The following is a 24,911-nucleotide window of genomic DNA, read 5'->3' on the forward strand; positions in this document are numbered from 1 at the left end:
AGCCGTGGGGATTCTCCCCGCTTCGGAGGAGGGGACATGGCGGACCTCGCCATCTACGGCATCAAGGCCTGCGACACGATGAAGAAGGCCCGCGCCTGGCTCGACGCTCAGGGGCTGGCCTATGACTTCCACGACTACAAGGTCGAGGGCGCGGATCGGGCGCGGCTGGAGGCCTGGGCCGATCGCGTCGGCTGGGAGACCCTGCTCAACCGCGCGGGCACCACCTTCCGCAAGCTGCCGGAGGACCGCAAGGCCGGGCTCGACCGCGAGAAGGCGATCGCGCTGATGCTGGAGCAGCCCTCGATGATCAAGCGGCCGGTGCTGGAGGCGGGCGGCGAACTGCTGGTCGGCTTCAAGCCCGAACGGTACGCGGCGGCCTTCGCGAAATAATCCGCGCCAGGCTGCATCCAAGCGGCGAAGCTGCGGCGAATAGCGTGTGAAGGGACGGGGAGAGGGCTCCCCGCCGACCGCGAAGGAGCCGAGGCTCATGGAAGACCTGTTCCGCAGCTACTGGTGGCTGCTGTTCCCGCTGGGGGCGTTCGTCTACGGCGCCTGGGACCGCTGGCTGGCCTATCGCCGGTCCAGGGACACCCTCGACCTCATCAAGTCCTATGCCGCCCAGGGCAAGGAGCCGCCGGCCGAGTTGGTCCGCCGGATCGAGGAGGACCAGGACGAGGAAGACTGGACGGGGATGGGACCGTCGCGGCGCTATCGCCGGCGTTACTATCGCCGCCGCTACTATCGGGACGACCTGCGCACGGCGATCTTCACCGGCTTCCTGGCGGGCGCCTTCTGGGTGGCGGCGGAATATGCCTGGCTGCCGGGCACCGAGGGGCCCTTCCGGCTGGTGGCCCTGATCCTCACCTGCATCGCGGTGGCCACCTTGCTGGCGGCCCTGCTCTCGTCGCGCTTCCGCGACCGATGACCCCACAGGCCGTGGACGAGGCTCTGGTCCGGGACGCCCGGGCTGGTTCGGCCGCGGCCTTCGCGCGGCTGGTGGACCGGCACCAGCAGGCGCTGCGCGCCTTCCTCCGGCGGGCCTGCGGCGACTGGGCGCTGGCCGACGACCTGGCGCAGGAGACCTTTCTCCTCGCCTGGGAGCGGCTCGACCGGCTTCGGCCCGGCGCCAACGTTCGGGCCTGGCTGTGCGGCGTCGGCTACAACAAGTGCCTGACGGAGTTACGTTCGCGCCGGCGCTCGGCGGCGCGGGAGGCGGCCTATCAGAGCGCCGGCGAGCATTCCGGCCCCTTGCCTGCCGCCGAACGGCTGGCCCTGGAGCAGGCCATGGCCGAACTGCCCCTGGAGCAGCGCGCCGCCGTCGCCCTATGCTTGGCCGCCGATTTCAGCCATGCCGAGGCGGCCGAAGCGCTCGACCTGCCGCTCGGCACGGTGAAGTCGCACGTGACCCGTGGACGCGCGCGTCTCCTGCGCGCCTTGGGAGGACCCGAAGATGAACAATGACGCCAAGCTCGCCGCGTTCTTCGCCGCCGCCGAGCCGCCGGCGCGGGATCCGGCGTTCCAGGCCGAACTGATGGCGCGGCTCGCGCGCCGTCGCCTGCGGCGGGACCTTGGAGTGCTCGCTGCGGCTTCGGCTGCGGGCGGATGGCTGCTGGCGACCGCCTGGCCGGCCTTGGCGCCCGCCCTGGAGGCCCTGGGCGAGGGTCTGGCGCCCGCCGCGGCGGCCCTGGCGCTCACCATGGGCCTCAGCCTGATGCTCACCGGCCGGCTCTTCTTCGGGGCGGGAGATCGCACATGACGAAGAATTCACGAGAATCCTTGCATCCGTAGGCCGGATGCGGCGCCTCTTTCCTTTCGAACGGGGCGCAACGACGCCCGTCGGATTGAGAAAAGGAAGATCATGGAAATTCTGATCCCTCTCGCGTTCTTCGCGATGATCGCGGCGATCGTCATCGTGCCGCGGTACCTGAAGGCCCAGGAACGGATGAAGCTGCAGGAGACCCTGCGCGCCTCCATCGAGAAGGGCGCCCAGCTGCCGCCCGAGGTCATCGAGGCCCTGACCAGCGATGTGAAGGCGCCGCCCTCGCCGCAGCGCGACCTGCGGGCCGGCGTGGTCTGGCTCGGCGTGGCGGTCGGCTTCGCCGCCCTGGGCTTCGCGGTCAGCTTCGAAGAGCCCGACGCCCTGCTGCCGATGCTGGGCATCGCCGCCTTTCCCGGCTTCATCGGCCTGGCGCTGGTGGTTCTCTACATCCTCGGCCGCGGCAAGAACTGAGCCTCCAGGGAGGGGGAGACAGCCCCGATGACGGGCTCACGCAACACACGCCTCGCAGGCTTGCACGACGTCGAACTGGCGGCCGTTGCGGCCACCGGCGACCGCGCAGCCTTCGGCGAGCTCGCCCGCCGGCACGGCTCGGCGGTTCGTGCGCTCCTACGCCGAATGGGCGCCGCGGCGGCCGAGGCGGACGACCTGGCGCAGGACGCCTTCCTGGCCGGTTTCGAACGGGTGGCCGAGTTCCGGGGTGAGGGGACGTTCGCCGCCTGGATCAAGAAGATCGCCGCCCGGCTCTATCTCCGCAGGCTCCAGCGGGAGCGACGGATCGCAGCCCTGGCGGCGGAAGCGGCGGCCGACGAGGGCGAGGCGGCCCCGCAGCCTGACGCGGCGGCCCGGATCGACCTGGACGAAGCCCTGAAGACCCTGAGCCCCGCCGAGCGCCTCTGCGTCTCGCTCTGCTACGGGGCGGGCGTATCGCACGCCGAGGCGGCCGAAGCCTTGAACCTGCCGCTTGGAACGGTCAAATCCCATGTCAAACGTGGTCTGGATAAGCTCAGAACGCGACTGGCGGCGCCTGCGGGCGTTGCTCTGGAAGGAAGGCGCGGCAATGGCTGACCTCGATTTCGAGCGCCATCTCGAGCGACTGTTCTCCGAAGCGCCCGTCCTGCCGGACGAGGCGGCTTTCGCCGAAGCGGTGGAGCGTAAGCTGGACCGGGGCTGGATGCTCCGGCGCTGGCTTATCGGCGCTGCGGGCCTGATCGGCGGCGTGGTCGGCGCCAGCCAGCTTGTGATGTCGAACTTCGTGGGGCAGGTGGAGGCGGCTTCGGCCGGGTCCACCCAGCTCGTGCGCGCCAGCCTGGCCGAATGGTCGCCGAGGCTGGACGTGCTCTCGGCCCTGCCGGCCGGATCCTCGGTGGTGTGGCTGGCCGGCGGCATGGCCGTCCTGGCCCTGGGTTTTGTGCTGACTCGCGTTCTTGAGGAGATCTGATCCATGTCGTCCCAGCGCCAGGAGACGGTTCGGCGGCTCGCCGCCCCCGACATCGCCGCCCGCAAGGGAGGCGAGCCGATCGTCTGTCTGACCGCCTACACCGCGCCCATGGCCGAGATCCTGGACGCCCACTGCGACCTGCTGCTGGTGGGCGATTCCGTCGGCATGGTGGTGCACGGCCTGCCCAACACTGTGGGCGTGACGCTGGATATGATGATCCTGCATGGTCAGGCGGTCATGCGAACCGCGCGGCGCGCCATGGTGGTGATCGACATGCCCTTCGGCTCCTACGAGGGCGCGCCGGAAGAGGCCTACGCCAACGCCGCGCGCGTCATGAAGGAGACCGGCGCCCAGGCGGTGAAGGTGGAGAGCGGCCCGACCGTCGTCGACACCATCGAATACCTGGTCAAGCGCGGCATCCCGGTGATGGGCCACGTCGGCCTGCGACCCCAGTCGGTGCTGGTGGACGGCGGCTTCAAGGCCAAGGGGAAGGCCAACGACGAGCGCGTGCGCATCCTGGAAGAGGCCAAGGCCACGGCGCGCGCCGGGGCCTTCGCCGTCGTCGTGGAGGGCGTGGCCGAAGGCCTGGCCCGCGAGATCACCGACGCGATCGCGGCGCCCACCATCGGAATCGGCGCCTCGGCGGGATGCGACGGCCAAATCCTGGTCACCGACGACATGCTGGGTCTGTTCGACTGGACGCCCAAGTTCGTCCGCCGCTACGGCGACCTGCGCCGGCAGATCGACGCGGCGGTGGGCGCCTATGCCGAGGACGTGCGCGCGCGACGCTTCCCCGGTCCCGCGGAGATCTATTTCGCCAAGGCGGCGAACACTTAGGCGCCAGCGCCCGCCTTTGAGCGATTGCGTGTTCCCCTGTGAGGCGTCGCCGCTCTAGGTTGGGGCGATGGCCCCACCGAGCTCCGCCTTCCGCGCCGCGGCGTCCCACTCGACCCTGCGGATCCTCGCAGCCCTGATTCTGGGCCTCGGGGCCGGGGCTTTCCTCGCCGGGCGAGGCGAGGGGGCTTTGGAACCCGTCATGGCGTTCGCCGGCCCGGTCGGCGGGGCCTGGCTGGACGCCCTGCGCATGACCATCGTGCCGCTGGTCGTTTCGCTGCTGATCGTGGGGACCGCCTCGGCGGCGGGCGCGGCCCAGGCCGGCGGGGCGGCGGGGCGGGCGCTGGGGACCTTTGCGGTCTTGCTGCTGGCGTCGGCCGCCTTCGCCGCCATGGCGCTGCCCGCCGTGCTCGCTGTCTGGCCCGCGCCTGGCGAGGCCGCCGCCGGCCTGCGCGCCGCCGCCGGCGCTTCGGCGGAGCGCGTTCCGGAATTCCCGACGCTCGGCGCATGGCTCCGGGCCTTCATCCCGGTGAACCCCATCGCGGCGGCGGCGGAGGGGGCGATGGCGCCTCTTGTCGTCTTTGCGCTCGCCTTCGGCCTCGCGGCCACACGGATCGCGCCGGAGTTGCGGGACGGCCTGCTGGCCTTCTTCCGCGCCGTGGAGCAGGCCATGCTGGTGCTGGTCCGCTGGGTGCTGTGGGCGGCTCCGGTCGGGGTGTTCGCCCTGGCGCTCGCCGTCGGCGCCCAGGCCGGGATCGGCGCGGCCGGGGCGCTCGGCCACTATGTCCTGCTGCTCTCCGGCCTGTGCGTGGCGATCACGCTGCTCGCCTATCTCCTCGCCCTTGTCGCGCGGGTTCCGCTGGCGGCCTTCGCGCGCGCGGTGATCCCTGCCCAGGCCGTGGCCTTTTCCACCCAGTCGTCCATAGCCTCCCTGCCGGCCATGCTGGAGGGGACGCGCCAGCTGGGGGTGTCGGAACGCACCCGAGCGCTCATCCTGCCCATGGCCGTGTCGCTGTTCCGCATCACCAGCCCGGCGGCCAATCTGGGCGTGGCGATCTACAGCGCCCACCTGTTCGGCGTCGCCCTTCAGCCCACCGCCCTGATCGCCGGCGTCATGGTGGCGGCGGTGGTGAGCCTGGCTTCGGTGGGCCTGCCGGGGCAGATCACCTTCTTCACCACCACGGGCCCCATCTGCCTCGTCATGGGCGTGCCGCTGGAGCTCCTGCCGATCCTCCTTGCGGTGGAGGTGATCCCCGACATCTTTCGCACGGTGGGCAATGTGACGGCCGACGTCGCCGTGACCTGCCTGACGCCCGAGTTGTCAGACGAAGCGCCTGCGCCTATGGCGGCGGGGTCATGACCAGCACCGAACAGCGGTCTCCCGCCGCAGGCCGCGGACGCCGGCGCAAGGGCGACGGGCCGGACCTGCGCCAGGCGATCCTGGACGCGGCCGAGGATCTCTTCTCCCGCCACGGCTTCTATGGCGTCACCACGCGGCAGGTGGCGGCGGAGGCCGGCGTGGATACCGCCCTGATCCACTATTACTTCGGCGCCAAGCGGGACCTGTTCGACGCGGTCTTCGCCCGCCGCGCGGAGATCCTGAACGTCGAGCGGGTTCAGGCCATGGCCGCCTACGAGGCCGCCCATGCCGGGGCCATGACCGCCCGCGGCGTGGTCGAGGCCTTCATCGGCCCGCTGATAGACCGTTCCTTGAGCGGAGAGCCCGGCTGGAAGGCCTATTTCCGGCTGGTGGCCCTGGTGAACAACACCCCGGCCTGGGGCGGGGAGACCATGCACCGGTTCTTCGATCCCGTGGTGCACCAGTTCATCGACACCCTGCAGCGGGCGCTGCCCGGGTCGAGGGCCGTCGACCTCTACTGGTGCTACCAGTTCCTGACCGGCTCGATGATGCTCACCCTTTCGGAGACGGGCCGCATCGACCAGCTTTCCGAGGGGCTGTGCCGCTCCACCGACCTGCAGGCGGTGCGCGATCGGCTGTTCGACTATTGCGCCGCCGGCTTCGAAGCGGTGATCCGCAAGCCAGCCTGACGCCACGCCACTGTGGCGCCTTTTCATCATCTGATTAAAAACCGTGCGAAAGCACGGCCAGGCGCCTAGCGGTGCGGCCGCAAATCGACTCACATGCGCCGAAATTCGCCTAATGGTGAATTCATCAAGCGGCCTCGCCCCGAAGCGGCGGGCGCGTGGGAGGATACGAGATGCAATCCATGTTCAAGGCGGCCCTCCTGGCGGGGGCGGCGTGGTCGGCCGCATCGACCATGGCGGTCGCCCAGACCTATGACGCCGGCGGCCCGTCGGTCGAAGAGCTGGTGGTCACCGCACGACGCCGGGAAGAGAACCTGAAGGACGTGCCGGTCGCCGTCACGGCGGTCACGGCCGAGCGCCTGGAGCAGGCCGGCGCGGCCGACATCACCGTCATGCAGCAGCAGGTCCCGAACCTGACCCTGCAGGTGGCCCGCGGCTCCAACTCCACCCTGATCTCCTTCATCCGCGGCGTCGGCCAGCAGGACCCGCTGTGGGGCTTCGAGCCCGGCGTCGGCCTCTATGTGGACGACGTCTATATCGCCCGGCCGCAGGCGGCGGTGCTGGACATCTTCGACATCGAGCGGGTCGAGGTGCTGCGCGGGCCGCAGGGCACCCTCTATGGCCGCAACACGATCGGCGGGGCGGTGAAGTACGTGACCGCCAAGATCCAGGGCGAGCCGGAATTCCGTTTCAAGGGCGCCTTCGGCTCCTACAACCAGCGTGACTTCGTGGCCTCCGCCAAGGGCATGGTCACCGACACCGTGGGACTGGGCCTGACCTGGGCGAAGTTCGACCGCGACGGCTACGGCTCCAACCTCTTCACCGGCGCCGAGCACTACAACAAGGACGTCGGCGCCATCCGCGGCACGTTGGAGTGGTCGCCGGCCGAGAACCTGTTCTTCCGCCTGTCGGGGGACATGGTGCAGGACAAGTCCAATCCCCGGCATGGCCGGCGGGAAGTGCAGGCGCTGGACTTCCTCGGCAATCCGATCGCCGGCGGGGCGCCGCCGGCCGGCGTGTACGACACCTATGCCGGTTCGGGCGACTACAACCGCGTCGAGGCGCGCGGCGTGTCGTTGCTGGGCGAGTGGGACGTTTCCGACACCCTGACGCTCAAGTCGATCACCGCCTATCGCGCCGGTGAGACCAACGGCACCATCGACTTCGACAACCTGCCGGCCGCACTGCTCGACATTCCGGCCCACTACAACGACCACCAGTTCACCCAGGAACTGCAGCTGCTCTACACCGGCGAGCGGATGCAGGCCGTCGCCGGCCTCTACTACCTGAACGCCACCGCCGCCGGCGCCTTCGACACCGTGGTGTCCCAGGCCAATCTCACCATCGCCACGGCCGGCCACGTGGACACCGAAAGCTGGTCGGCCTTCGCCGACGTCAGCTACGACCTGACCGACCAGCTCACCCTCTCGGTGGGCGGACGCTATACGAAGGACGACAAGCTCGGCCGCGTCTATCGGCAGAACTTCACCGGCCTTCGCAGCCCGCTCTTCGGAAACACCCTGGCCGTCCCCGGCCTGCTGCGGTCGAACTTCACCAGCTCGAAGGAGTTCGAAAAGTTCACGCCGCGGGTCTCGCTGCGCTACGAGTTCTCCGACGACCTGACCGGCTATGTCTCCTACAGCCAGGGCTTCAAGTCGGGCGGCTTCGACATGCGGGCCGACGAAATCCTGACCCCGGCCTCCCGGGACGGATACGAACCGGAGACGGTGGACTCCTATGAAGCCGGCCTGAAGGGTTTCTTCTTCGACCGTCGGCTGTCGCTGAACACCGCAGCCTTCTACGCCAAGTACAAGGACCAGCAGGTCACCCTGCAGACGCCTGTCGGCGCGTCCATCGCCAGCCAGGTTCTGAACGTCGGCCAGTCGCACATGTCCGGCTTCGAACTGGAGGGGACGGCCTTCCTCGCCCCCAGCCTGACGGCGAACTTCGCCCTCGGCTACATCAAGGCCGAGTTCGACGAGTACCGTGCGCTCGACTTGACCGCCACGCCGCCGGTGGTCCGCGACTTCGCCAACTCCCGGGTGTTCCAGAACACCCCCGAGTGGACCGGCGCGGTCAGCCTCACCTACACCCATGACATGGGCGACCACGGACGGGTGGTGTTCGTTCCCAGCGCGTCCTACCGCGGCGATTTCTCGATGTTCGAGGTTCCTTCGCGTCTGGATCAGGAGGCCTACTGGCTGGTGGATGCGAGCCTCGTCTGGCACTCGGCCGACGACCGCTACCGCGTCGGCCTGCACGGCAAGAATCTGGGCGACGAGACCTATCGCGTCGGCGGCTACAACTTCCCGCAATCGGCCGGCGTGCTGTTCGGCAACTCCGTCACCGCCTTCTACGGCCCGCCGCGGACGGTCACCCTGTCGCTGGAAGCCCGCTTCTAGCTGCAATACGAGCGCGGCCTTCGGGCCGCGCTTTTTGGTTCCGGTTCGGGTAAGGCTTGGCCATGGTTGCAGCGGTCGCGCGTGAGAGCGGACGGGCAGGGGGCGGCTACCGCTATGCGGTGCTGGCGCTCCTGATCCTCGTCTACACCTTCAATTTCCTGGACCGGCAGATCCTCGGAATCCTGGCCGGGCCCATCAAGCAGGAGCTGGGCCTCACCGATTCCCAACTGGGCCTGATGGGGGGCCTCGCCTTCGCCCTGTTCTATACCGGGCTCGGCATCCCCATCGCTTGGCTCGCCGACCGCTGGAGCCGCACCTGGATCATGACCGGGGCGCTGGCCACCTGGAGCGCCTTCACCGCCGCCTGCGGCTTTGCGGGCGGGTTCTGGCAGCTCTTCCTCTGCCGGATGGGCGTGGGCGTGGGCGAGGCCGGCGGCGTGGCCCCGGCCTATTCCCTGATCTCGGACTACTTCCCCAAGGCACAGAGGGCGCGGGCCCTCGCAGCCTTCTCGTTCGGGATTCCCGTCGGCAGCGCGCTGGGCATCCTGTTCGGCGGGCTGATCGCCGCCAAGGTCGACTGGCGCGCGGCCTTCGTCTTCGTGGGGCTGGCGGGCCTGATCCTGGCGCCGATCTTCCGGATCGTGGTGCGCGAACCCCGGCGCGGCCAGGCCGACGAGGTCGAGGGCGCGCCGATCCCGGAAGCGCCGCCGGCGCCGCCCAAGGGCGGGGTCGCGATGCTGCTGCGCAAGTCCAGCTTCTGGCTGATCTCGCTGGCGGCCGCCGCGTCGTCCATCTGTGGATATGGCGTGGCCTTCTGGCTGCCGTCCTTCTTCGAACGCAGCCTGGGCATGAGCCTGGTCGACCGATCGCTGTTCCTGGGCGCCATCACCCTGGTGGGCGGCGTGATCGGCGTGTGGCTGGGCGGGTGGCTGGGCGACCGTCTCGGCGCGAAGAACAAGGCGGCCTACCTGCTGGTGCCGGCCGGCGCATTCATGCTGGCCCTCCCGTGCTTCGCGCTCGCCATCAACACCACCTCGCTGACGCTGGCCTTCTTCCTGTTCCTGATCCCGACGGGGCTCAATCTCGCCTGGCTGGGACCGGTGATCAACGCCGTGCAGCACCTGGTGCCGGCCCAGATGCGCTCGACGGCCTCGGCCTGCTTCCTGTTCGTCAACAACCTGCTGGGCCTCGGGGTGGGCACCTACTACTTCGGGGCGGTGTCGGACCTGCTAACCCCCCGCTTCGGCGCCGAGGCCCTGCGCTACGCCATCTATTCGGGTCTGGCCTTCTATGTGGTCAGCGCCGTGCTCTTCACGATCGCCGCCCGGCGGTTGAAGCACGACTGGGTGGACTGACCGCGAGCGTTGCAGGCGCCGTCCCGGCGCTATAGGTTCCGCCGCTCTAAGCCATTCGCGGAGTCCCGGTTCGTGGCCGACGTTTTCGAAGAGGTCGAGGAGCAGATTCGCTCGGCCCGCTATAAGGCCCTGGCGCTGAGGGTGCTGCCCTGGGTCGCCGGAGCCCTGATCCTGGCGTTGATCGTCGCCCTGGGTGTCTGGGGCTGGCAGGCCTATCGCGACCGCACCGACGCGGCGGCCTCCGAACAGTACGCCGCGGCCATCGAGGCCTTCAACGCCGGCGACCGGAACGAGGCGATTCGGATCTGGGGCGAGGTCGGCAAGTCCAACTCGCGCGCCTACAAGTCGCTCTCGCTGCAGCACCTCGGCGGGGTCCGCCTGGCGGAGAACGACGTCGCCGGCGCCGTGAAGCTGTTCGACGAGGCCGCCGAGGCTGCGCCCACCCGCGTGATCGGCGACGCCGCCCGCCTCAAATCCGCCTTCGCCTTGCTGGACACGGCCCCCTACAAGGATCTGGAGTCCCGCTTGAACCCGCTGCTGGAAGAGGGCCGTCCCTATCGCGCCCAAGCCCGCGAGGCTCTGGCCTTCGCCAAGCTGCTCGCCGGCGACGAGGCCGGCGCCCGGCGCGAGTTCTCGGTGATCTCCCTGATGTCCGACGCGGGCGAGGGCGAGCGCCAGCGCGCCAACGCCGCCAAGGACCTGATCGACTCCGGTTCCGGCAAGGCCGTGGCCGCTGCGGCCAAGGCCGCCGCCGCCCTGCCGCCGCCCGAGCCCCAGCCCCAACCGACCGCTCCCGGACCCCAATGACGCCGATGCGCCGCAACAGCCTGTTCGTCCTCCTCCTGACGGCCGCCGTGGCCATCGGCGGGTGCCAGACGGTCAACCGCTTCAACCCCTTCTCGCGCGACGACGAGCCGCAGGAGGTGGCCTCGGAGGGCGAGCGCATCGCCATCGTCGCCGACGGCCAGCAGCTGGAGGTGTCGGAGGCCCTGCAAGGCGCCGACTTCTTCCTGCCCACCCCTACGCCGATGAGCGAGTGGCCGGTGCCGGGCGGCAATCTGGAGCAGGCGGTGGGCCACGCCGAGGGCGGCGGGAATCTCTCCGTCGTCTGGCGTCGCGATTTCGGTCAGGGTTCCAAGGGCGGCCATCATGTCACCGCCCCGCCGGTCGCCGCCGGCGGCAAGATCTTCGTGATGGACGGCGAGGCCCGCGTCTCGGCCTTCGACGCCCAGTCGGGTTCGCAGGTCTGGAGCGTTAATCTGAAGCCCGATGGCCGGCGCGACCGCGAAGCCTTCGGCGGCGGCCTGGCCGTGGCGGGCGGCAAGCTCTATGTCAGCTCCGGCTACCGTTTCATGGCCCAGCTCGACGCCAACACCGGCGCGGTCGGCTGGCGCACCAACACCGAGCAGCCGCTGCACGCCGCCCCCACCGTCTCGGGCGGCCGGGCCTTCGTGGTCGCCATCGACAATACGCTTCTGACCTTCGACACCGCCACCGGCGAGGCCGGCTGGACCTATCAGGCCCTGACCGAGCCGGCCCGCATCCTCAAGGCTTCGAGCCCGGCGGTGTCGGGCGACACGGTGGTGGCTTCGTTCGGATCGGGCGAACTGGTGGCCCTGCGGGCCGCCAACGGCAACGACCTGTGGAGCGAGGCGCTGTCCCAGGCCAGCCGCAGCAACGCGCTTTCCGAAATCCGCGACATCCCCGGGCGGCCGGCCATCTATCAGGGCGACGTGTTCGCCGTCAGCCACTCGGGTGTCTTCTCCGCCACCGACCTGCGCACGGGCCAGCCGCGCTGGAGCCTGCCGGTGACGGGCATCACCACCCCCTGGCCCGCGGGCGACGTGGTCTATGTGGTTTCCAAGTCCGGCGAGGTGATCTGCGCCGCGCGCGAGAGCGGCCAGATCTACTGGATCCGCGACCTCGGCGAAGGCCGCGAGAGCCGTCGCGGCCGCTTCTTCGGCCTGGGGACGCGTCACTTCTCGGTCCGCCCGATCTGGTCGAGCCCGCTTCTGGTCTCTAACCGACTGCTAGTGGCCGGCTCGACCGGCGAACTCGTGGTGCTGAACCCGAAGACGGGGGCGGTGGAGCGCACGATCAATCTCGGCGCGCCCACCCTGATCGGCCCGATCGCTGCGGGCGGAACCGTCTATGTGGTGACCGATCAGGCGCAACTGATCGCGCTGCGCTAGGCCGCGGCGGGGATGGCGTCATGCCCATGCGGCTTGCGATCGTAGGACGCCCGAACGTCGGCAAGTCCACCCTGTTCAACCGGCTGGCGGGCCGCAAGCTCGCCATCGTCGACGACCGGCCCGGCGTCACCCGCGACCGGCGCTATGGGACCGGCCGGATCGGCGACCTGGACCTGGAGCTGATCGACACAGCCGGCTTCGAAGACGTGACCGACGAGAGCCTCGAGGCGCGGATGCGCCAGCAGACCGAGGCGGCCATCGCCGAGGCCGACGTCGCGCTGTTCGTCGTCGATGCGCGCGAAGGGGTGACCCAACTGGACGAGGTTTTCGCCGAGATCGTCCGCAAGTACGACAAGCCGGTGGTGCTGGCCGCCAACAAGGCCGAGGGCAAGATCGGCGACGCCGGGGTGATGGAGGCGTTCGGCCTGGGCCTGGGCGAACCGATCCCGATCTCCGCCGAGCACGGGGAGGGCCTGGCCGATCTCTACGCCGCCCTGCTGGCCGTCTCGCCCGACGAGGACGCCGAGGAAGAAGCCGAACTCGGCGACAAGCCGGTGCGCATCGCCATCGTCGGACGGCCAAACGCCGGCAAGTCGACCCTGGTGAACAAGCTGATCGGCGAGGATCGGCTGCTGACCGGTCCCGAGGCCGGCATCACCCGCGACGCGATCCCCGTGGACTGGACCTGGGACGGACGTCCCGTCCGCCTGGTGGACACCGCGGGCCTGCGCCGCCGGGCCAAGGTTCAGGAGAAGCTGGAGAAGCTTTCCACCGCCGACACCATTCGCGCCATCACCTTCGCCGAGGTGGTGATCCTGGTGATGGACGCCACCCATCCTTTCGAGATCCAGGACCTGCAGATCGCCGACCTGGTGGAGCGGGAAGGGCGGGCTCTGGTCTTCTGCCTGACCAAGTGGGACCTGATCGAGGACCAGGGCGCGACGCTCAAGGCGGTGATCGAACAGGCGAGCCGCCTCCTGCCGCAGGTGCGCGGCGCGCCGGTCATCGCGCTTTCGGCGGAGACTGGGCGGCACCTGGACCGGCTGATGCCGGCGGTCTTCAAGACCCACGCCGACTGGTCCACCAAGGTGAAGACCCGCGACCTGAACGACTGGCTGCAGATGGCCATCCAGCGTCACCCGCCGCCGGCGGTGAACGGGCGCCGGGTGAAGCCGAAATACATGGCCCAGACCAAGGCCCGGCCGCCCACCTTCGTGATGTTCGCCACCCGCGCCGACCAGCTGCCGGACCACTACCGGCGCTATCTGATCCATTCGCTGCGGGATTCCTTCGACCTGCCGGGCGTGCCCATGCGCCTGACGGTGAAATCCAGCCGCAACCCTTACGCCGAGGGCGAGGAGAAGAGCGGGCCTGCGCCCTCCTCAGGCGCGCCGCGCGCAGCCCCGAAGCTCGCCAAGAAGCCGGCCGCGCCCAAGGGTGTCGCGGCCGTGCGAGCCAAGGCGGCGGGCGCCTCGGCCGGTCCCAAGCCCAAGCCGCAGAAGGCCAAGGCCGGCGCGCCGAAGGGGCGGGCGGCCAAGCTGGCCCGGCCTGGCGTCAAGCCGAAGCGAGCGTCCCGGACGCCTTCCACTCGGAAAAGCGGACGGTGACCTTGGGCAGGCCGAGCTCGGCCTGCGCCAGCTCCACGAACAGCGGCCCGATCTCGGACGGGTCGGGCAGGGTGAGGGGATCTTCGCCCGGCATGGCCTCGGCCCGCATCTTGGTGCGCATGGCGCCCGGGTCGACGATGGCGGCGCGGATCCTGGTGTTCTCCACCTCGTCGGCCCAGGTGCGGACCAGGTGTTCCAGTCCCGCCTTGGAGGCGCCGTAGAGCCCCCAGAACGCCTTGGGTCGGTCAACGCGCCCGGAGGTGAGGAAGATGGCGCGGCCGGCCTCGGACGCCTTCAGCAGGCGTTCGGTGGTGCGGATCAGCCGGAAGCTGGCCCCCAGGTTCACCGCCATGATCTTGTCCCAGTGGCTGGGGTCGATGTGGGAGATGGGCGACAGGCCGCCGAGCTGGGCCGCGGCGTGGACCAGGATGTCGAGCCGGCCGAACCGCTGATGCAGGGCCAGGCCCAGCCCATCGACGCTCGCGCCGTCGGCGAGGTCCAGGGGGATCAGGCTTGCGCGTTTGCCGGTCAGCGCGCGGATCTCGTCGTCGAGCGCCTCGAGCGCGCCCTGGGTGCGGGCGGTCGCGACCACCTGCGCCCCCGCCTCGGCCAAGGCCAGGGCCGCGGCCTTGCCGATGCCGCGCGTGGCGCCGGTGACGAGGGCGATACGGCCGTCGAGGGGAAGGGCTTCGGTCATGGGTCAGGCGTCTCGTCTGGCGTAGCGCTGCGCCAGGGCGGCGCAGACCATCAATTGGAACTGGTGATAGAGCATCACCGGCAGGAGGATGAAGCCCACGGTGGCGGCCGGGAACAGAACCCCGGCCATCGGCACGCCGGAGGCCAGGCTCTTGTTGCAGCCGGCGAAGGCCATGGCGATCTCGTCTTCCTTGGAAAACCCACGGACGCGGGCGATCCAAATCGAAAGCCCCAGCGTGAGGGCCAGGAGGACGAGGCAGAGCACGACGATGCGGGCGAGGTCGAAGCCTGAGACCTGCGACCAGATCCCCGCCACCACGGCGCCGGAAAAAGCGTTGTAGACCACCAGCAGGATCGAGCCGCGGTCCACGAGCGTCAGGCGCTTGCCGTGGCGGGTGACCCAGTCGCCGATCCAGCGGCGCAGGACCTGGCCGGCCACGAACGGAGCCAGCAACTGCAGCAGGATCGCCTCGAAGGACGAGAGCGAGAGGCCGCCGCCTTCGGCGCCCAGAAGGAAGGCCGCGAGCAGGGGCGTCAGGCCCATGCCGAGCAGGTTGGAGGCCGAGGCGCCGCAGACGGCGGCGGCCACATTTCCGCGCGCGATCGCCGTGAAGCCGATCGCCGACTGAATGGTGGAAGGCAGGCAGGCGAGGAAGACCACCCCCGGCGCGAGGGCGGCTGGAACCAGCCAGGCCGGCAGGCTCGCCGCGCCGAGGCCCAGCGCCGGCCACACCAGGAAGGTGATGGCGAAGACCACGCCGTGCAGGCGCCAGTGCAGCAGGCCTTCGATCACCGCCTTCTGGCTGAGCTTGGCGCCATGCAGGAAGAAGACGAGGCCGATCCCGATCTTGGTCGCCGTGGCCACGACGGGCGCGGCGTCGCCGCGGGCGGGCAGGATCGAGGCCAGCACCACCATCCCCACGATCGCGGCGATGTACCAGTCGAGGCCGAGGGTCTTGAGGAGGCGGCGGATCACGGGCGCAGATCTTCCTCCCCCGGGAACGGGGGAGGACAAGGGGACGCGCCGGCTGCGGAGATCACGCGTCGACCAGGAAGGACAGCTGCCGGTCGGAAGCTTCGTTGCGGCCCTCGGCGATCTCGCGGTCGAGCAGACGGGTGGGGTAGTCGCCGGTGAAGTAGTGGTCGGTGAACTGCGGGTCGGCCGGATCGCGGGGCTCGGCGTTCATCGCCCAGTAGAGGCCCTCCACCGACAGATACCCCATGGAATCAACCTCCAGGATCCTGGCGATCTCCTCGACCGACTTGTTGGCCGCCAGCAGGTGCTCGCGGTCGGGCATGTCGATGCCGTAGTAGTCCGGCCACTTGATCGGCGGGGAGGCCGAGCGCAGGTGCACCTCCTTGGCGCCGGCCTCGCGCACCATCCGCACCACCCGCACCGAGTTGGTGCCGCGGACGATGGAGTCGTCGATCAGCATCACCCGCTTGCCCGCCAGCACGTTGCGATTGGGGGAGAGCTTCATGCGCACGCCCAGTTCGCGTGCGCCCTGGGTGGGCTGGATGAAGGTGCGGCCGACATAGTGGTTGCGGATGATGCCCATCTCGAAGGGCTGGCCGGTTTCCTGGGCGTAGCCGAGGGCGGCGGGCACGCCGGAATCGGGGACCGGCACCACCACGTCCACCGGCACCGCGCTCTCCTGGGCCAGGCGGCGGCCCATGCGCTTGCGCACCTCGTAGACCGAGCGGCCGTTCACCACCGAGTCCGGCCGGGCGAAATAGACGTATTCGAAGATGCAGGGCCGGGCGCGGGCGGCGGGGAAGGGCTTCAGGCTGCGGATGCCCTTGTGGTCGATGACCACCATCTCGCCGTGCTCGATGTCGCGCACGAAGGTGGCGCCGATCATGTCCAGCGCGCAGGTTTCGGAGGCCAGCACCGCCTTGCCGTCCAGGTCGCCCAGCACCAGCGGGCGGATGCCCAGCGGATCGCGCACCCCGATCAGCTTCTTGTTGGTCAGGGCCACCAGGGCGTAGCCGCCCTCGATCTTGGCGAGCGCGTCGATGAACCGGTCGACGAACTTGGCCTTCCGGGAGCGGGCCAGGAGGTGGAGGATCACCTCGGAGTCTGACGTCGATTGGAAGATCGCCCCCTCGGAGACCAGTTGCTCGCGCAGGGTCAGGAAGTTGGTGAGGTTGCCGTTGTGGGCCAGGGCCACGCCGCCGGCCTCGAGGTCGGCGAACATCGGCTGGACGTTGCGGATGAACGAGCCGCCGGCGGTGGAATAGCGGGTGTGGCCGATGGCCATGTGCCCGGGCAGGCGGTCTACAAGGTCGGGGCCGGCGAAGGCGTCGCCCACGTGGCCCATATGGCGTTCGGTGTGGAACCGCTGACCATCGAAGGAGGCGATGCCGCAGGCCTCCTGGCCGCGGTGCTGCAGGGCGTGCAGGCCCAGCGCGGTGATCGCCGCCGCCGCATCGACGCCGTAGACGCCGAACACCCCGCACTCTAGGCGGGGGGTGTCGTCGTCAGGATCGCGGCCGTTCATGAGGCGCGGCTGGCGCCATCGATCCTGATCCTGAGTCATCGGGATTTCTCCACCAGATCGTCGAGTCCGCCGCGTTCGGCGGCGTCATAGCTTCCGGGTCGGACGGAGTCACCCCCGCCTGTCGTGGTTCCTTCACGAACCGCGTCTTCCAGCGCGGGGCGAAGCTTTCCGGCCATGTCGAGACCCCTGGGCGCGAACGTCTTCAAGGCCTGGCCCGCCGCCTCGGTGAGCGGATAGGTCGCCGAGTCCGTCATCCAGGGCGGCAGGCGTTCGGCCGGCGTCGCCGCGTGGAAGGCCAGGTGAAAGGCCCCCAGTACGACGAAGGCCCGGACGAGCCCGAAGCCCAGGCCGACGGTGCGGTCCAGGAGGCCCAGCACGTGGCCGTCCTGCACCCGCTTCGCAAGCCCGCCGCCGATGATGCGTAATGTCGCATAGGCGATCAGGAAGACGACGACGACCGCCGCCACCGTGCCGGCCCAGTCGGGATCGATCAGTTGCCGGCCCAGCGGCCCGGTGAAGCGCAGGCCGTAGAGCGCGGCGATGGCGGCGAAGACGAAGGCCAGAGCCGTCACCATCTCGCGCGCCGCGCCGCGGATGAAGCCCACCAGCGCCGAGACGCCCAGGACGCCGACGATGGCGATGTCGAACCAGGGCGTCGACATCAGCGCCAGTCCCCGTCGCCGATCTTGGCGATGGCCTCGGCCAGGCGGGCGACGCCGTCGATCTTCAGACCGCCGGCGCCCTCCACATCTTTCGGCGCCAGCGCGCGCTTGAAGCCGAGCTTCGCGGCTTCCTTCATGCGCGACTCCATGCGGCTGACCGGCCGAATGTCTCCCGAGAGGCTGATCTCGCCGAACACCACACAATCCTGGGGCAGGGCCTCGTCAAGCGCGGAGGAGGCGAGCGCCGCCGCCGCCGCCAGGTCCGCCGCCGGCTCATTGACCCGCAGGCCGCCCGCCACGTTCAGATAGACGTCGCGGCCCCCCAAGGAGAGGCCGCAGCGGGTCTCCAGCACCGCCAGCACCATGGCGAGGCGCCCGGAGTCCCAGCCCACCACCGCCCGCCGCGGCGTGCCGTAGGCCGACGGCGCGACCAGGGCCTGGAACTCCACCAGCACCGGCCGCGAGCCCTCTATGCCGGCGAACACCGCCGCCCCGGCCGCCCGCTCGCCGGAGGTGTCTAGGAACAGGGCCGAGGGGTTCTTCACCTCCGCAAGGCCGGCGTCGCCCATTTCGAAGACGCCGATCTCGTCGGTGGCGCCGAAACGGTTCTTCGCCCCGCGGAGCACCCGGAACGGGTAGCCCCGCTCCCCCTCGAAGGCGAGCACGGCGTCGACCATGTGTTCGATCACCCGGGGGCCCGCGATGGTTCCCTCCTTGGTGACGTGGCCCACGAGGATCACCGCCGTGCCGCGCTTCTTGGCCAGGCGGACCAGCTCGCCCGCGGCGGCCCGAACCTGGGTCACCGAGCCGGGCGCGGCCTCATGGGCGTCGGACCACATGGTCTGGATGGAATCGATCACCACCAGGTCGAACGGCTCGCGCTTCAGGCCGTCGAGGATGTCGCGCAGCGAGGTCTCGGCCGCCAGCCGCACGGGCGCGTCGGCCAAGCCCATGCGCTGGGCGCGGCCGCGCACCTGCTCCACGGCCTCCTCGCCGGAGATGTAGGCGCAGGAGATGCCCCGCCGCGCCGCATTGGCGGCCACCTGCATCAGCAGGGTCGACTTGCCCACCCCCGGATCGCCGCCCAGCAGGATGGCCGATCCCGGCACCACCCCGCCGCCGCAGACGCGGTCGAACTCCTCCACCCCCGTGATCAGCCGGGGCGGCGCTGCGACCGGGTCCTCCAGGCCCTGAAAGGCCAGCCCATGGCTCCGCGCGCCGCGCTTGGTGGCGAGCGCGCCGGGCGGACGAGCCTGGACCTCCTCTACGAGGGTGTTCCACGCGCCGCAGGCCTGGCATTGGCCCGACCACTTCGACTGCGCCGCGCCGCAGGACTGACAGACATAGACGGCGCCGTCGCGGGCCATGCACGCTCCTGATTCGCTGGGGCTCGCAGTTTAGCGCCCCTCCGCGCCCGCGTCCGAAAGCGGGTTGCCGCACCCGCGCGGTCGGCTAGGCTCCGGCGCGGGTTTGCGAACTGCAGCTTGGGGAGGCTGATATGAGCGTAGTAGAGCCGGGTCCGATGACCTCGGGGCTTGTCGATCGCGTGAAGGCGATACTGGTCCGCCCTTCGGAGACCTGGGACGTCATCGAGGGCGAGCCGGCCACCGTCGGCGGCCTGTACAAGGGGTACATCATCCCGCTGGCCGCCATCCCGGCGGTGGCGACGCTGATCGGGTCGCTCGTCTTCGGTTACGGCCTCTTCGGGGTCGTCTATCGCCCGAGCCTGATCGGCGCTCTGGTGCAGGCTCTGGTGAGCTATGGCCTGGCGCTGGCCATGGTCTATGTGCTGGCGCTGGTGATCGACGCCCTGGCCTCGAGCTTCGAAGGGCAGAAGAACCAGATCCAGGCGCTCAAGGTCGCCGCCTACTCTTATACGGCCGCCTGGGTGGCCGGGATCTTCGGAGTCTTTCCGGCCATCGCGCTCCTTGCGCTGCTGGGCGGCCTCTATTCGCTTTATCTGCTCTATCTCGGCCTGCCGAAGCTCATGAAGGTCCCGGCCGAGAAGGCGCTGCCGTACACGGCGGTCACCGTGGTCGTGGCGATCGTCCTGAGCATGGTGATCGGTCTGGTGGCCGGCGGCCTGGCCGGCGCAGGCGCCGTGGGTTCGGGCCTGATGGCCGATCGCGGTTCGGTCTCCGGAACCGTCCGCACGCCCGGTGGAACTCTCGACCTGGGCAAGCTGGAGGAGGCGAGCAAGCAGATGGAAGCCGCCGCCCGGCAGATGGAGCGGGGCGAGGGCCCGCCGGCGACCGATCCGGAGGTGCTGAAGACCTATCTCCCGGATGCGGTGGCGGGCTTTTCCCGCACCGAGGTGACCTCGGCGTCCGGCGGCGTCGGCGGCATGACCGGCTCGTCGGCCGAAGGGGCCTACGAAAAGGGCGACGCCCGCCTGCGCCTTTCTGTGGCGGACCTGGGTGCGGCCGGCGCGCTGGCGGGCCTGGCCGAGGCGTTCAACGTCCAGTCCTCGTCCGAACGTGACGGCGCCTACGAGAAGGTCGGCCGAGTCGACGGCCGCATGACTCAGGAACGCTACGACGCCGCCGCCCGCCACGGGGAGTACAGCGTGCTGGTCGGCAACCGCTTCCTGGTCAGCGCCGAGGGCGACGGCGTCGCCATGGCCGATTTGAAGGCTGCGGCGGCTTCGGTGGGCTTCAGCAAGCTGGAAGCCCTGGCCCGGTAAATCAGGCCTCGCCGAGGTAGATGCGCTCTCCGCGGCCGCCCAACCGGACCAGGCATTCGTGCGCCACGGTCCCGGCGGCGGCGGCCAGGTCGTCCAGCAGCGCATGGGGCCCGAGCAGTTCGGCCATGTCGCCGATCTGCACCCGGGCCTCACCGATCTCCAGCAGGATCAGGTCCATGGTGACGATCAGCATCGGCGCCATCAGTCCGCCGACCCAAGCCTGGGCCTTTCCGCGGGCGGCGCGGATGAGGCCATCGGCGTAGCCTGCGGCGACGACCGCCACGCGGGTGGGACGGTCCACGGTCAGAGAGGAACCGTAGCCGACCATTTCGCCCGGGGCGATGTTACGGATGTCCAGGACCGGCGCCTCGAAGGTCGCAACGGCCTCGAGCCGCGAATCCGGGCGCTCCTCCGGACCGCCGCCGAACAGGCTGACGCCGGGCCGCACCACATCGAAGCGGTAGTCCTCCCCCAGGAAGACGCCCGCCGAGGCGGCGAAGCTCGCCTTGGCTTCCGGGAAGAGGGGGCGGACAGCCTTGAAGCGCTGCAGTTGCAGCCGGTTGCGCGGATCGGCCGGATCGGTGGAGGAGCCCAGGTGGCTCATCACCAGCTCCAGATCGAGGCCTGCCAGGCGGTCGGGCGCCTGGGCGAGCGCGCGGGCTTCGTCGGGGCTGACCCCCTGGCGGTTCATGCCTGTGTCGATCTGCAGGGTGACGGCCAGCGGCGCGCGACGCGACGTCGCGAAGGCGCGGGCCGCTTCCACTTGAGGCAGGCTGTGCAGAACCGGCGTCAGCTCGGCCGCGGCCAGCCGTGCGCCGGCGCCGGGCAGGAAGCCGTCCAGCACGTGGATGCGTGCCGGCCGTTGCGGTCCCAGCGCCCCGCGCAAGGCTTCGCCTTCCTCCAGTCGCGCCACGAAGAACCGCCGGGCGCCTTCGGCCCAGAGGCGGCGGCCGACTGGCCCGGCGCCCAGGCCATAGGCGTCCGCCTTCAGGACCGGCGCGGGCTCCGCGCCGCCGGCGAGCGTTGCAAGGGTTCGATAGTTCCGGGCGAGGGCGTCGAGATCGATGGACAGGCGGGCGGCGGACGGCGCTGGCATAGCCTCCGCCATAGCCGGTCAGTGCGGTTCGTAGAACCCGTCGCGGGCCAGATTGCCGAACTTGGTGATGTTCTCGTTGAACGACAGCTTGACGGTGCCGATGGGGCCGTGGCGCTGCTTGCCGATGATGACCTCGGCCATGCCGCGGACCTTGTCCATCTCCTCCTGCCAGGTCAGGTGCTCGGGCGTGCCTTCGCGGGGTTCGGCGCGGCCGAGATAGTAGCTCTCGCGGTAGACGAACATGACCATGTCGGCGTCCTGCTCGATCGAGCCGGATTCGCGCAGGTCCGAGAGCTGAGGCTTCTTGTCCTCGCGGTTCTCCACCTGGCGGGAGAGCTGCGAGAGCGCCAGCACCGGCACGTTAAGTTCCTTGGCCAAGGCCTTGAGGGATTGGGTGATCATCGAGACTTCCTGCACCCGATTGGCGTCCTTGCCGCCCGTGTCGCCTGCAGTGATGAGCTGGAGGTAGTCGACGATGATCAGGTCCAGGCCGTGCTGGCGCTTCAGCCGGCGGCAGCGGGCCGCCAGCTTGGCGATGGACAGGCCGCCGGTGGCGTCGATGAAGAACGGCGCGTCCTGGATCTCCATGGCCGCCTCGCGCACCCGGGCGAATTCCGAGGCGTCGATCTCGCCCTTGCGCAGCCGGTCGCCCGAGACGCCGGACACCTCGGCGAGGAGACGCATGGCCAGTTGCTCGGCCGACATTTCCAGCGAGAAGAAGGCCACCACCCCGCCCGACACCGTCTTGCGCGAGCCGTCAGGCTGCGGCTCCCAGGCGTAGTGGCGCGCCACGTGGAAGCCGATGTTACAGGCGAGCGCCGACTTCCCCATTGAGGGCCGGCCAGCCAGGATCATCAGGTCGGAGGGGTGCAGGCCGCCGATCTTGCGGTCCATGTCGATCAGGCCGGTGGAGATGCCGGCCAGACCCCCGTCGCGGGCGTGGGCCTCGGCCGCCATGGCCACGGCGCCGTGCAGGGCGTCGGCGAAGGGCACGAACCCCTGAGACGTGCCGCCGCTCTCGGCCAGCTGGAAGAGCTGGGCTTCGGCGGATTCGATCTGGTCGCGGGCCGAACGCTCCTCGTCGGGCCGGCTGGCGGTGGTGGCGATGTCGCCGCCGATGCGGATCAGGTCGCGGCGCAGCGCCAGGTCGTAGATTGCTCGGGCGTAGTCGGGGGCGTTGGCCGCCGGCGGGGCGCGGTCCACCAGGTCGGCCAGATAGCGCACGCCGCCGAGCTCCTCGAAGGCCGGGTCGCGGCTGAACTGCTCGGCCAGCAGGATCGGCTCGGCCAGCTGGCCCTTGCGGACGCTGGTCTCGATGGCGCCGTAGAGCCGGCTGTGGAACGGCTCGTAGAAATGCCGCGCCTGCAGATAGTCGCCCAGCCGCTCGAACGCGGCGTTGTCGTAGAGCAGGCAGCCCAGCAGGGCCTGCTCGGCCTCGATGTTGGCGGGCGCATGCGGAATCTGCGCGTCGTTATGGGCGGGGCGGAGATCGAGAGCGGGGACGACGGCCATGGGTTAAGGATTAGCTGAAGCCTCCGCCCCCTTCAGCGCGACCGGACGCCCCATTCACAGGAAATCCGCGAGGCTGTGGGTAACCGGGTGCGGAGGTCATTGAGCGCGTGCTTTCACGGGGTCTGTACGCCCCTCCTAAACCACGCCGACGTCAGAAACGGGCGTGGTCCCGCTGAATTCGATGCGGGGAGCGGCCGCCTCCGCTTTCGAAAGCGGCCGCCATTCTCAGGGCTTCAGCACCACCTTGATGCAGCCGTCCTGCTTGTCGCGGAAGCGCTGGTACATTTCCGGCCCCCGGCCGAGCGGCGCGGTGTGGGTGATGACGAAGGTGGGGTCGATCTCGCCCTCGTCGATCCGGCGCAGGAGGTCGTCCGCATAGCGCTTCACATGGGTCTGGCCGGTGCGCAGGGTCAGCCCCTTGTTCATCAGGGCTCCCAACGGGATCGAGTTCGCCAGGCCGCCATAGACCCCGGGGACCGACACCGTCCCCGCCGCCTTGCAGGCGACGATAGCCTCGCGCAGGGCGATGGGGCGCTCCGTTTCGAGCTTCAGGGCGGTCTGCACGCGGTCGATCAGTTCCAGCACCTTGGTCGGGCCGTGGGCCTCGATGCCGACGGCGTCGATGCATTTCTCCGGGCCGTGGCCGTCGGTCATGTCCTTCAACGCCTGGATCACATTGACCTGGCTGCGATCCAGGATTTCCGCACCCTGCTGGCGGGCCATTTCCAGGCGTTCGGGCACGTCGTCGATGGCGATCACCCGCCGCGCGCCCAGCAGGCGGGCCGCGAGGATGGCAAACTGTGCGACCGGCCCGCAGCCCCAGATCGCCACCGTGTCCTCCGGCTCGATCTCGGCCTGGACCGCCGCCTGCCAGCCGGTGGGCAGGATGTCGGACAGGAAGAGATAGCGCTCGTCGGGGCCCACCTGCGGGACCTTGATCACCGTCGTCGCGGCGAAGGGTACGCGCATGTACTCCGCCTGGCCGCCGGCATAGCCGCCGGTGATGTGGGAGTAGCCGAACAGGCCGGCCGTGGTGTCGCCGAAGAAGGCCTTGGCGAGATCTGCGTTGCGATTGGTGCGCTGGCAGACGGAGAAGTTGCCCTTCAGGCACTGCTCGCACTCGCCGCAGACCATCTGGAAGGGCACCACCACGCGGTCGCCGACGGAGAGGCCGCGCGCCTTGGCATCAGGGCCTACCTCCACGACCTCGCCCATGGGTTCGTGACCCAGGACATCGCCCAGGCACATCGAAGGTACGAAGCCGTTCATCAGGTGCAGGTCGGAGCCGCAGATGCAGGTGCTGGTCACCTTGATGATGGCGTCGCGCGGATCTTCGATGATCGGGTCGGGGACTTCCTCGCAGCGGATATCCTTCTTGCCTTGCCAGCAAAGCGCTTTCATCGGTCGTCTCCGCAATTGCGTTGTACGTTGCTCATCCGGACGGCGGTGATCACGTCGAGCGCCGTCACCGCCAGGACCACGCCCAGCGCCGCCCGCGCCGTGCCGCGTTTCGGATTGCGGCGGTTGTCCAGCCCCTTGAGCACCGCGATGTCGAACAGGTCGCCGGCCACGCGCGCCCAGAGCATGCCGCTCTTGGTGGGATCCCCCGCGAGCGCATAGCCGGTCCAGAGTTCGCGCAGGCCGAAGAGGGCCTGGACCACTGGGGCGGGGGCCCGGACCCCCAGCGTTCTGGCCACGTGTTTTGGGAACATCATGCCCCAGATCCCAAGACCGATGGCGGTCATGCCGATGTTCATCGATAGGGTGGGGCTGATCGCCGGAGGGGCCCTGACCCGGTCGGTGGAGAGGCGCATGGGCTTTCCAGGGCCTTTGAGCGTAGCGCTGGGCGCGCGCGCAAGGCGCTGCAGCCTCTGCGGCGTCGGCCAAGGCATTTTCGACGCAAGACGCCCGTTTGGCCGGGCGGAAACGATCTCGGCGGTTGTCATGCTGAACTCCCGTTTTCCCTCGCCCCAAGCGCGGTGGGCGCGAGATGTTCCGGGTGCGGGACGCAAAAGCGGTCGGCTGGCGATCTTGTGATCTGAGGGGGTGACCCAGCGGAAAGCTGACAGCGAACCTGCGCGCGGCTAATGAGGCGAAGCCCCTCGCA

The 24,911-nt window shown here is 69.8% G+C and carries 25 protein-coding genes; 16 read left to right on the plus strand and 9 right to left on the minus strand.

Annotated features, from left to right (window positions below):
• Nucleotides 1–36 precede the first annotated feature (36 nt).
• From ACK41C_RS18275 to der, 15 genes are all read left to right on the plus strand, one after another.
• Nucleotides 37–390, plus strand: coding sequence for an ArsC family reductase (locus ACK41C_RS18275; RefSeq protein ID WP_409657299.1), 354 nt, complete (start codon nucleotides 37–39; stop codon nucleotides 388–390).
• A 97-nt stretch (nucleotides 391–487) separates the two neighbouring features.
• Entirely contained in the window at nucleotides 488–925 is a 438-nt protein-coding gene (locus ACK41C_RS18280; protein ID WP_409657302.1) for a hypothetical protein, read from the plus strand.
• Nucleotides 922–1,461: an RNA polymerase sigma factor gene (locus ACK41C_RS18285; RefSeq protein WP_409657305.1), complete on the plus strand. Its 540-nt coding sequence runs from the start codon at nucleotides 922–924 to the stop codon at nucleotides 1,459–1,461. Before ACK41C_RS18280 ends, ACK41C_RS18285 begins: the two co-directional genes overlap by 4 nt.
• Complete coding sequence (locus tag ACK41C_RS18290; protein ID WP_409657308.1) at nucleotides 1,451–1,756, plus strand: hypothetical protein; 306 nt, start codon at nucleotides 1,451–1,453, stop codon at nucleotides 1,754–1,756. Before ACK41C_RS18285 ends, ACK41C_RS18290 begins: the two co-directional genes overlap by 11 nt.
• 102 nt (nucleotides 1,757–1,858) lie before the next feature.
• Entirely contained in the window at nucleotides 1,859–2,230 is a 372-nt protein-coding gene (locus ACK41C_RS18295) for a DUF6249 domain-containing protein (protein WP_409657310.1), read from the plus strand.
• A gap of 27 nt (nucleotides 2,231–2,257) precedes the next feature.
• The gene (locus ACK41C_RS18300; RefSeq protein ID WP_409657313.1) at nucleotides 2,258–2,845 is read left to right on the plus strand and encodes an RNA polymerase sigma factor; all 588 of its coding nucleotides are present in this window, start codon (nucleotides 2,258–2,260) and stop codon (nucleotides 2,843–2,845) included.
• Entirely contained in the window at nucleotides 2,838–3,218 is a 381-nt protein-coding gene (locus ACK41C_RS18305) for a hypothetical protein (RefSeq protein ID WP_409657316.1), read from the plus strand. The genes ACK41C_RS18300 and ACK41C_RS18305 overlap by 8 nt, the downstream gene beginning before the upstream one ends.
• Before the next feature lie 3 nt (nucleotides 3,219–3,221).
• Nucleotides 3,222–4,055, plus strand: a complete 834-nt coding sequence (gene panB, locus ACK41C_RS18310; protein WP_409657319.1) for a 3-methyl-2-oxobutanoate hydroxymethyltransferase — start codon at nucleotides 3,222–3,224, stop codon at nucleotides 4,053–4,055.
• A gap of 67 nt (nucleotides 4,056–4,122) precedes the next feature.
• Entirely contained in the window at nucleotides 4,123–5,412 is a 1,290-nt protein-coding gene (locus ACK41C_RS18315) for a dicarboxylate/amino acid:cation symporter (RefSeq protein WP_409657322.1), read from the plus strand.
• Complete coding sequence (locus tag ACK41C_RS18320; protein WP_409657325.1) at nucleotides 5,409–6,101, plus strand: TetR/AcrR family transcriptional regulator; 693 nt, start codon at nucleotides 5,409–5,411, stop codon at nucleotides 6,099–6,101. Before ACK41C_RS18315 ends, ACK41C_RS18320 begins: the two co-directional genes overlap by 4 nt.
• Before the next feature lie 170 nt (nucleotides 6,102–6,271).
• Nucleotides 6,272–8,500 carry a TonB-dependent receptor gene (locus tag ACK41C_RS18325; RefSeq protein WP_409657328.1) on the plus strand — a complete coding sequence of 743 codons (2,229 nt, stop codon included), beginning with the start codon at nucleotides 6,272–6,274 and terminating at the stop codon, nucleotides 8,498–8,500.
• Nucleotides 8,501–8,562: 62 nt separating this feature from the next.
• Nucleotides 8,563–9,855 (plus strand): spinster family MFS transporter, encoded by a 1,293-nt coding sequence (locus tag ACK41C_RS18330; protein ID WP_409657331.1) that lies wholly within the window; start codon nucleotides 8,563–8,565, stop codon nucleotides 9,853–9,855.
• Between the two features lie 72 nt (nucleotides 9,856–9,927).
• Nucleotides 9,928–10,662, plus strand: a complete 735-nt coding sequence (locus tag ACK41C_RS18335; RefSeq protein ID WP_409657334.1) for a tetratricopeptide repeat protein — start codon at nucleotides 9,928–9,930, stop codon at nucleotides 10,660–10,662.
• A 5-nt stretch (nucleotides 10,663–10,667) separates the two neighbouring features.
• Nucleotides 10,668–12,047, plus strand: a complete 1,380-nt coding sequence (locus tag ACK41C_RS18340) for a PQQ-binding-like beta-propeller repeat protein (protein WP_409657337.1) — start codon at nucleotides 10,668–10,670, stop codon at nucleotides 12,045–12,047.
• A gap of 20 nt (nucleotides 12,048–12,067) precedes the next feature.
• A complete protein-coding gene (gene der, locus ACK41C_RS18345; RefSeq protein ID WP_409657340.1) occupies nucleotides 12,068–13,654 on the plus strand; it encodes a ribosome biogenesis GTPase Der in 1,587 nt (528 codons plus the stop codon).
• Here der and ACK41C_RS18350 read toward each other — a convergent pair.
• The 5 genes from ACK41C_RS18350 to radA form a co-directional block, all read right to left on the minus strand.
• Nucleotides 13,602–14,351 (minus strand): SDR family NAD(P)-dependent oxidoreductase, encoded by a 750-nt coding sequence (locus tag ACK41C_RS18350; RefSeq protein WP_409657343.1) that lies wholly within the window; start codon nucleotides 14,349–14,351, stop codon nucleotides 13,602–13,604. The two genes, der and ACK41C_RS18350, sit on opposite strands and share 53 nt — an antisense overlap.
• Before the next feature lie 3 nt (nucleotides 14,352–14,354).
• A complete protein-coding gene (locus ACK41C_RS18355) occupies nucleotides 14,355–15,326 on the minus strand; it encodes a bile acid:sodium symporter family protein (protein ID WP_409657346.1) in 972 nt (323 codons plus the stop codon).
• A 61-nt stretch (nucleotides 15,327–15,387) separates the two neighbouring features.
• Nucleotides 15,388–16,890 (minus strand): amidophosphoribosyltransferase, encoded by a 1,503-nt coding sequence (purF, locus tag ACK41C_RS18360; protein ID WP_409657349.1) that lies wholly within the window; start codon nucleotides 16,888–16,890, stop codon nucleotides 15,388–15,390.
• On the minus strand, nucleotides 16,887–17,513 hold the full coding sequence (locus tag ACK41C_RS18365) for a CvpA family protein (RefSeq protein ID WP_409657352.1): 627 nt from the start codon (nucleotides 17,511–17,513) through the stop codon (nucleotides 16,887–16,889). Before ACK41C_RS18365 ends, purF begins: the two co-directional genes overlap by 4 nt.
• Complete coding sequence (radA, locus tag ACK41C_RS18370; RefSeq protein ID WP_409657355.1) at nucleotides 17,513–18,880, minus strand: DNA repair protein RadA; 1,368 nt, start codon at nucleotides 18,878–18,880, stop codon at nucleotides 17,513–17,515. Before radA ends, ACK41C_RS18365 begins: the two co-directional genes overlap by 1 nt.
• A 131-nt stretch (nucleotides 18,881–19,011) precedes the next feature.
• Here radA and ACK41C_RS18375 point away from each other — a divergent pair, with 131 nt between their 5' ends.
• Nucleotides 19,012–20,196, plus strand: a complete 1,185-nt coding sequence (locus ACK41C_RS18375; protein WP_409657358.1) for a Yip1 family protein — start codon at nucleotides 19,012–19,014, stop codon at nucleotides 20,194–20,196.
• Between the two features lies 1 nt (nucleotide 20,197).
• Here the strand turns inward: ACK41C_RS18375 and alr are convergent, their stop codons facing one another.
• The 4 genes from alr to ACK41C_RS18395 form a co-directional block, all read right to left on the minus strand.
• Complete coding sequence (gene alr, locus ACK41C_RS18380; RefSeq protein WP_409657360.1) at nucleotides 20,198–21,292, minus strand: alanine racemase; 1,095 nt, start codon at nucleotides 21,290–21,292, stop codon at nucleotides 20,198–20,200.
• A gap of 18 nt (nucleotides 21,293–21,310) precedes the next feature.
• Nucleotides 21,311–22,804, minus strand: a complete 1,494-nt coding sequence (locus ACK41C_RS18385; protein ID WP_409657363.1) for a replicative DNA helicase — start codon at nucleotides 22,802–22,804, stop codon at nucleotides 21,311–21,313.
• A gap of 225 nt (nucleotides 22,805–23,029) precedes the next feature.
• Nucleotides 23,030–24,205 carry a zinc-dependent alcohol dehydrogenase gene (locus ACK41C_RS18390; RefSeq protein WP_409657365.1) on the minus strand — a complete coding sequence of 392 codons (1,176 nt, stop codon included), beginning with the start codon at nucleotides 24,203–24,205 and terminating at the stop codon, nucleotides 23,030–23,032.
• The gene (locus ACK41C_RS18395; protein ID WP_409657368.1) at nucleotides 24,202–24,618 is read right to left on the minus strand and encodes a hypothetical protein; all 417 of its coding nucleotides are present in this window, start codon (nucleotides 24,616–24,618) and stop codon (nucleotides 24,202–24,204) included. The genes ACK41C_RS18390 and ACK41C_RS18395 overlap by 4 nt, the downstream gene beginning before the upstream one ends.
• Nucleotides 24,619–24,911 lie beyond the last annotated feature (293 nt).

The sequence above is a fragment of the Phenylobacterium sp. genome (genome assembly GCF_046290725.1).
Classification (GTDB): Bacteria; Pseudomonadota; Alphaproteobacteria; order Caulobacterales; family Caulobacteraceae; genus Phenylobacterium.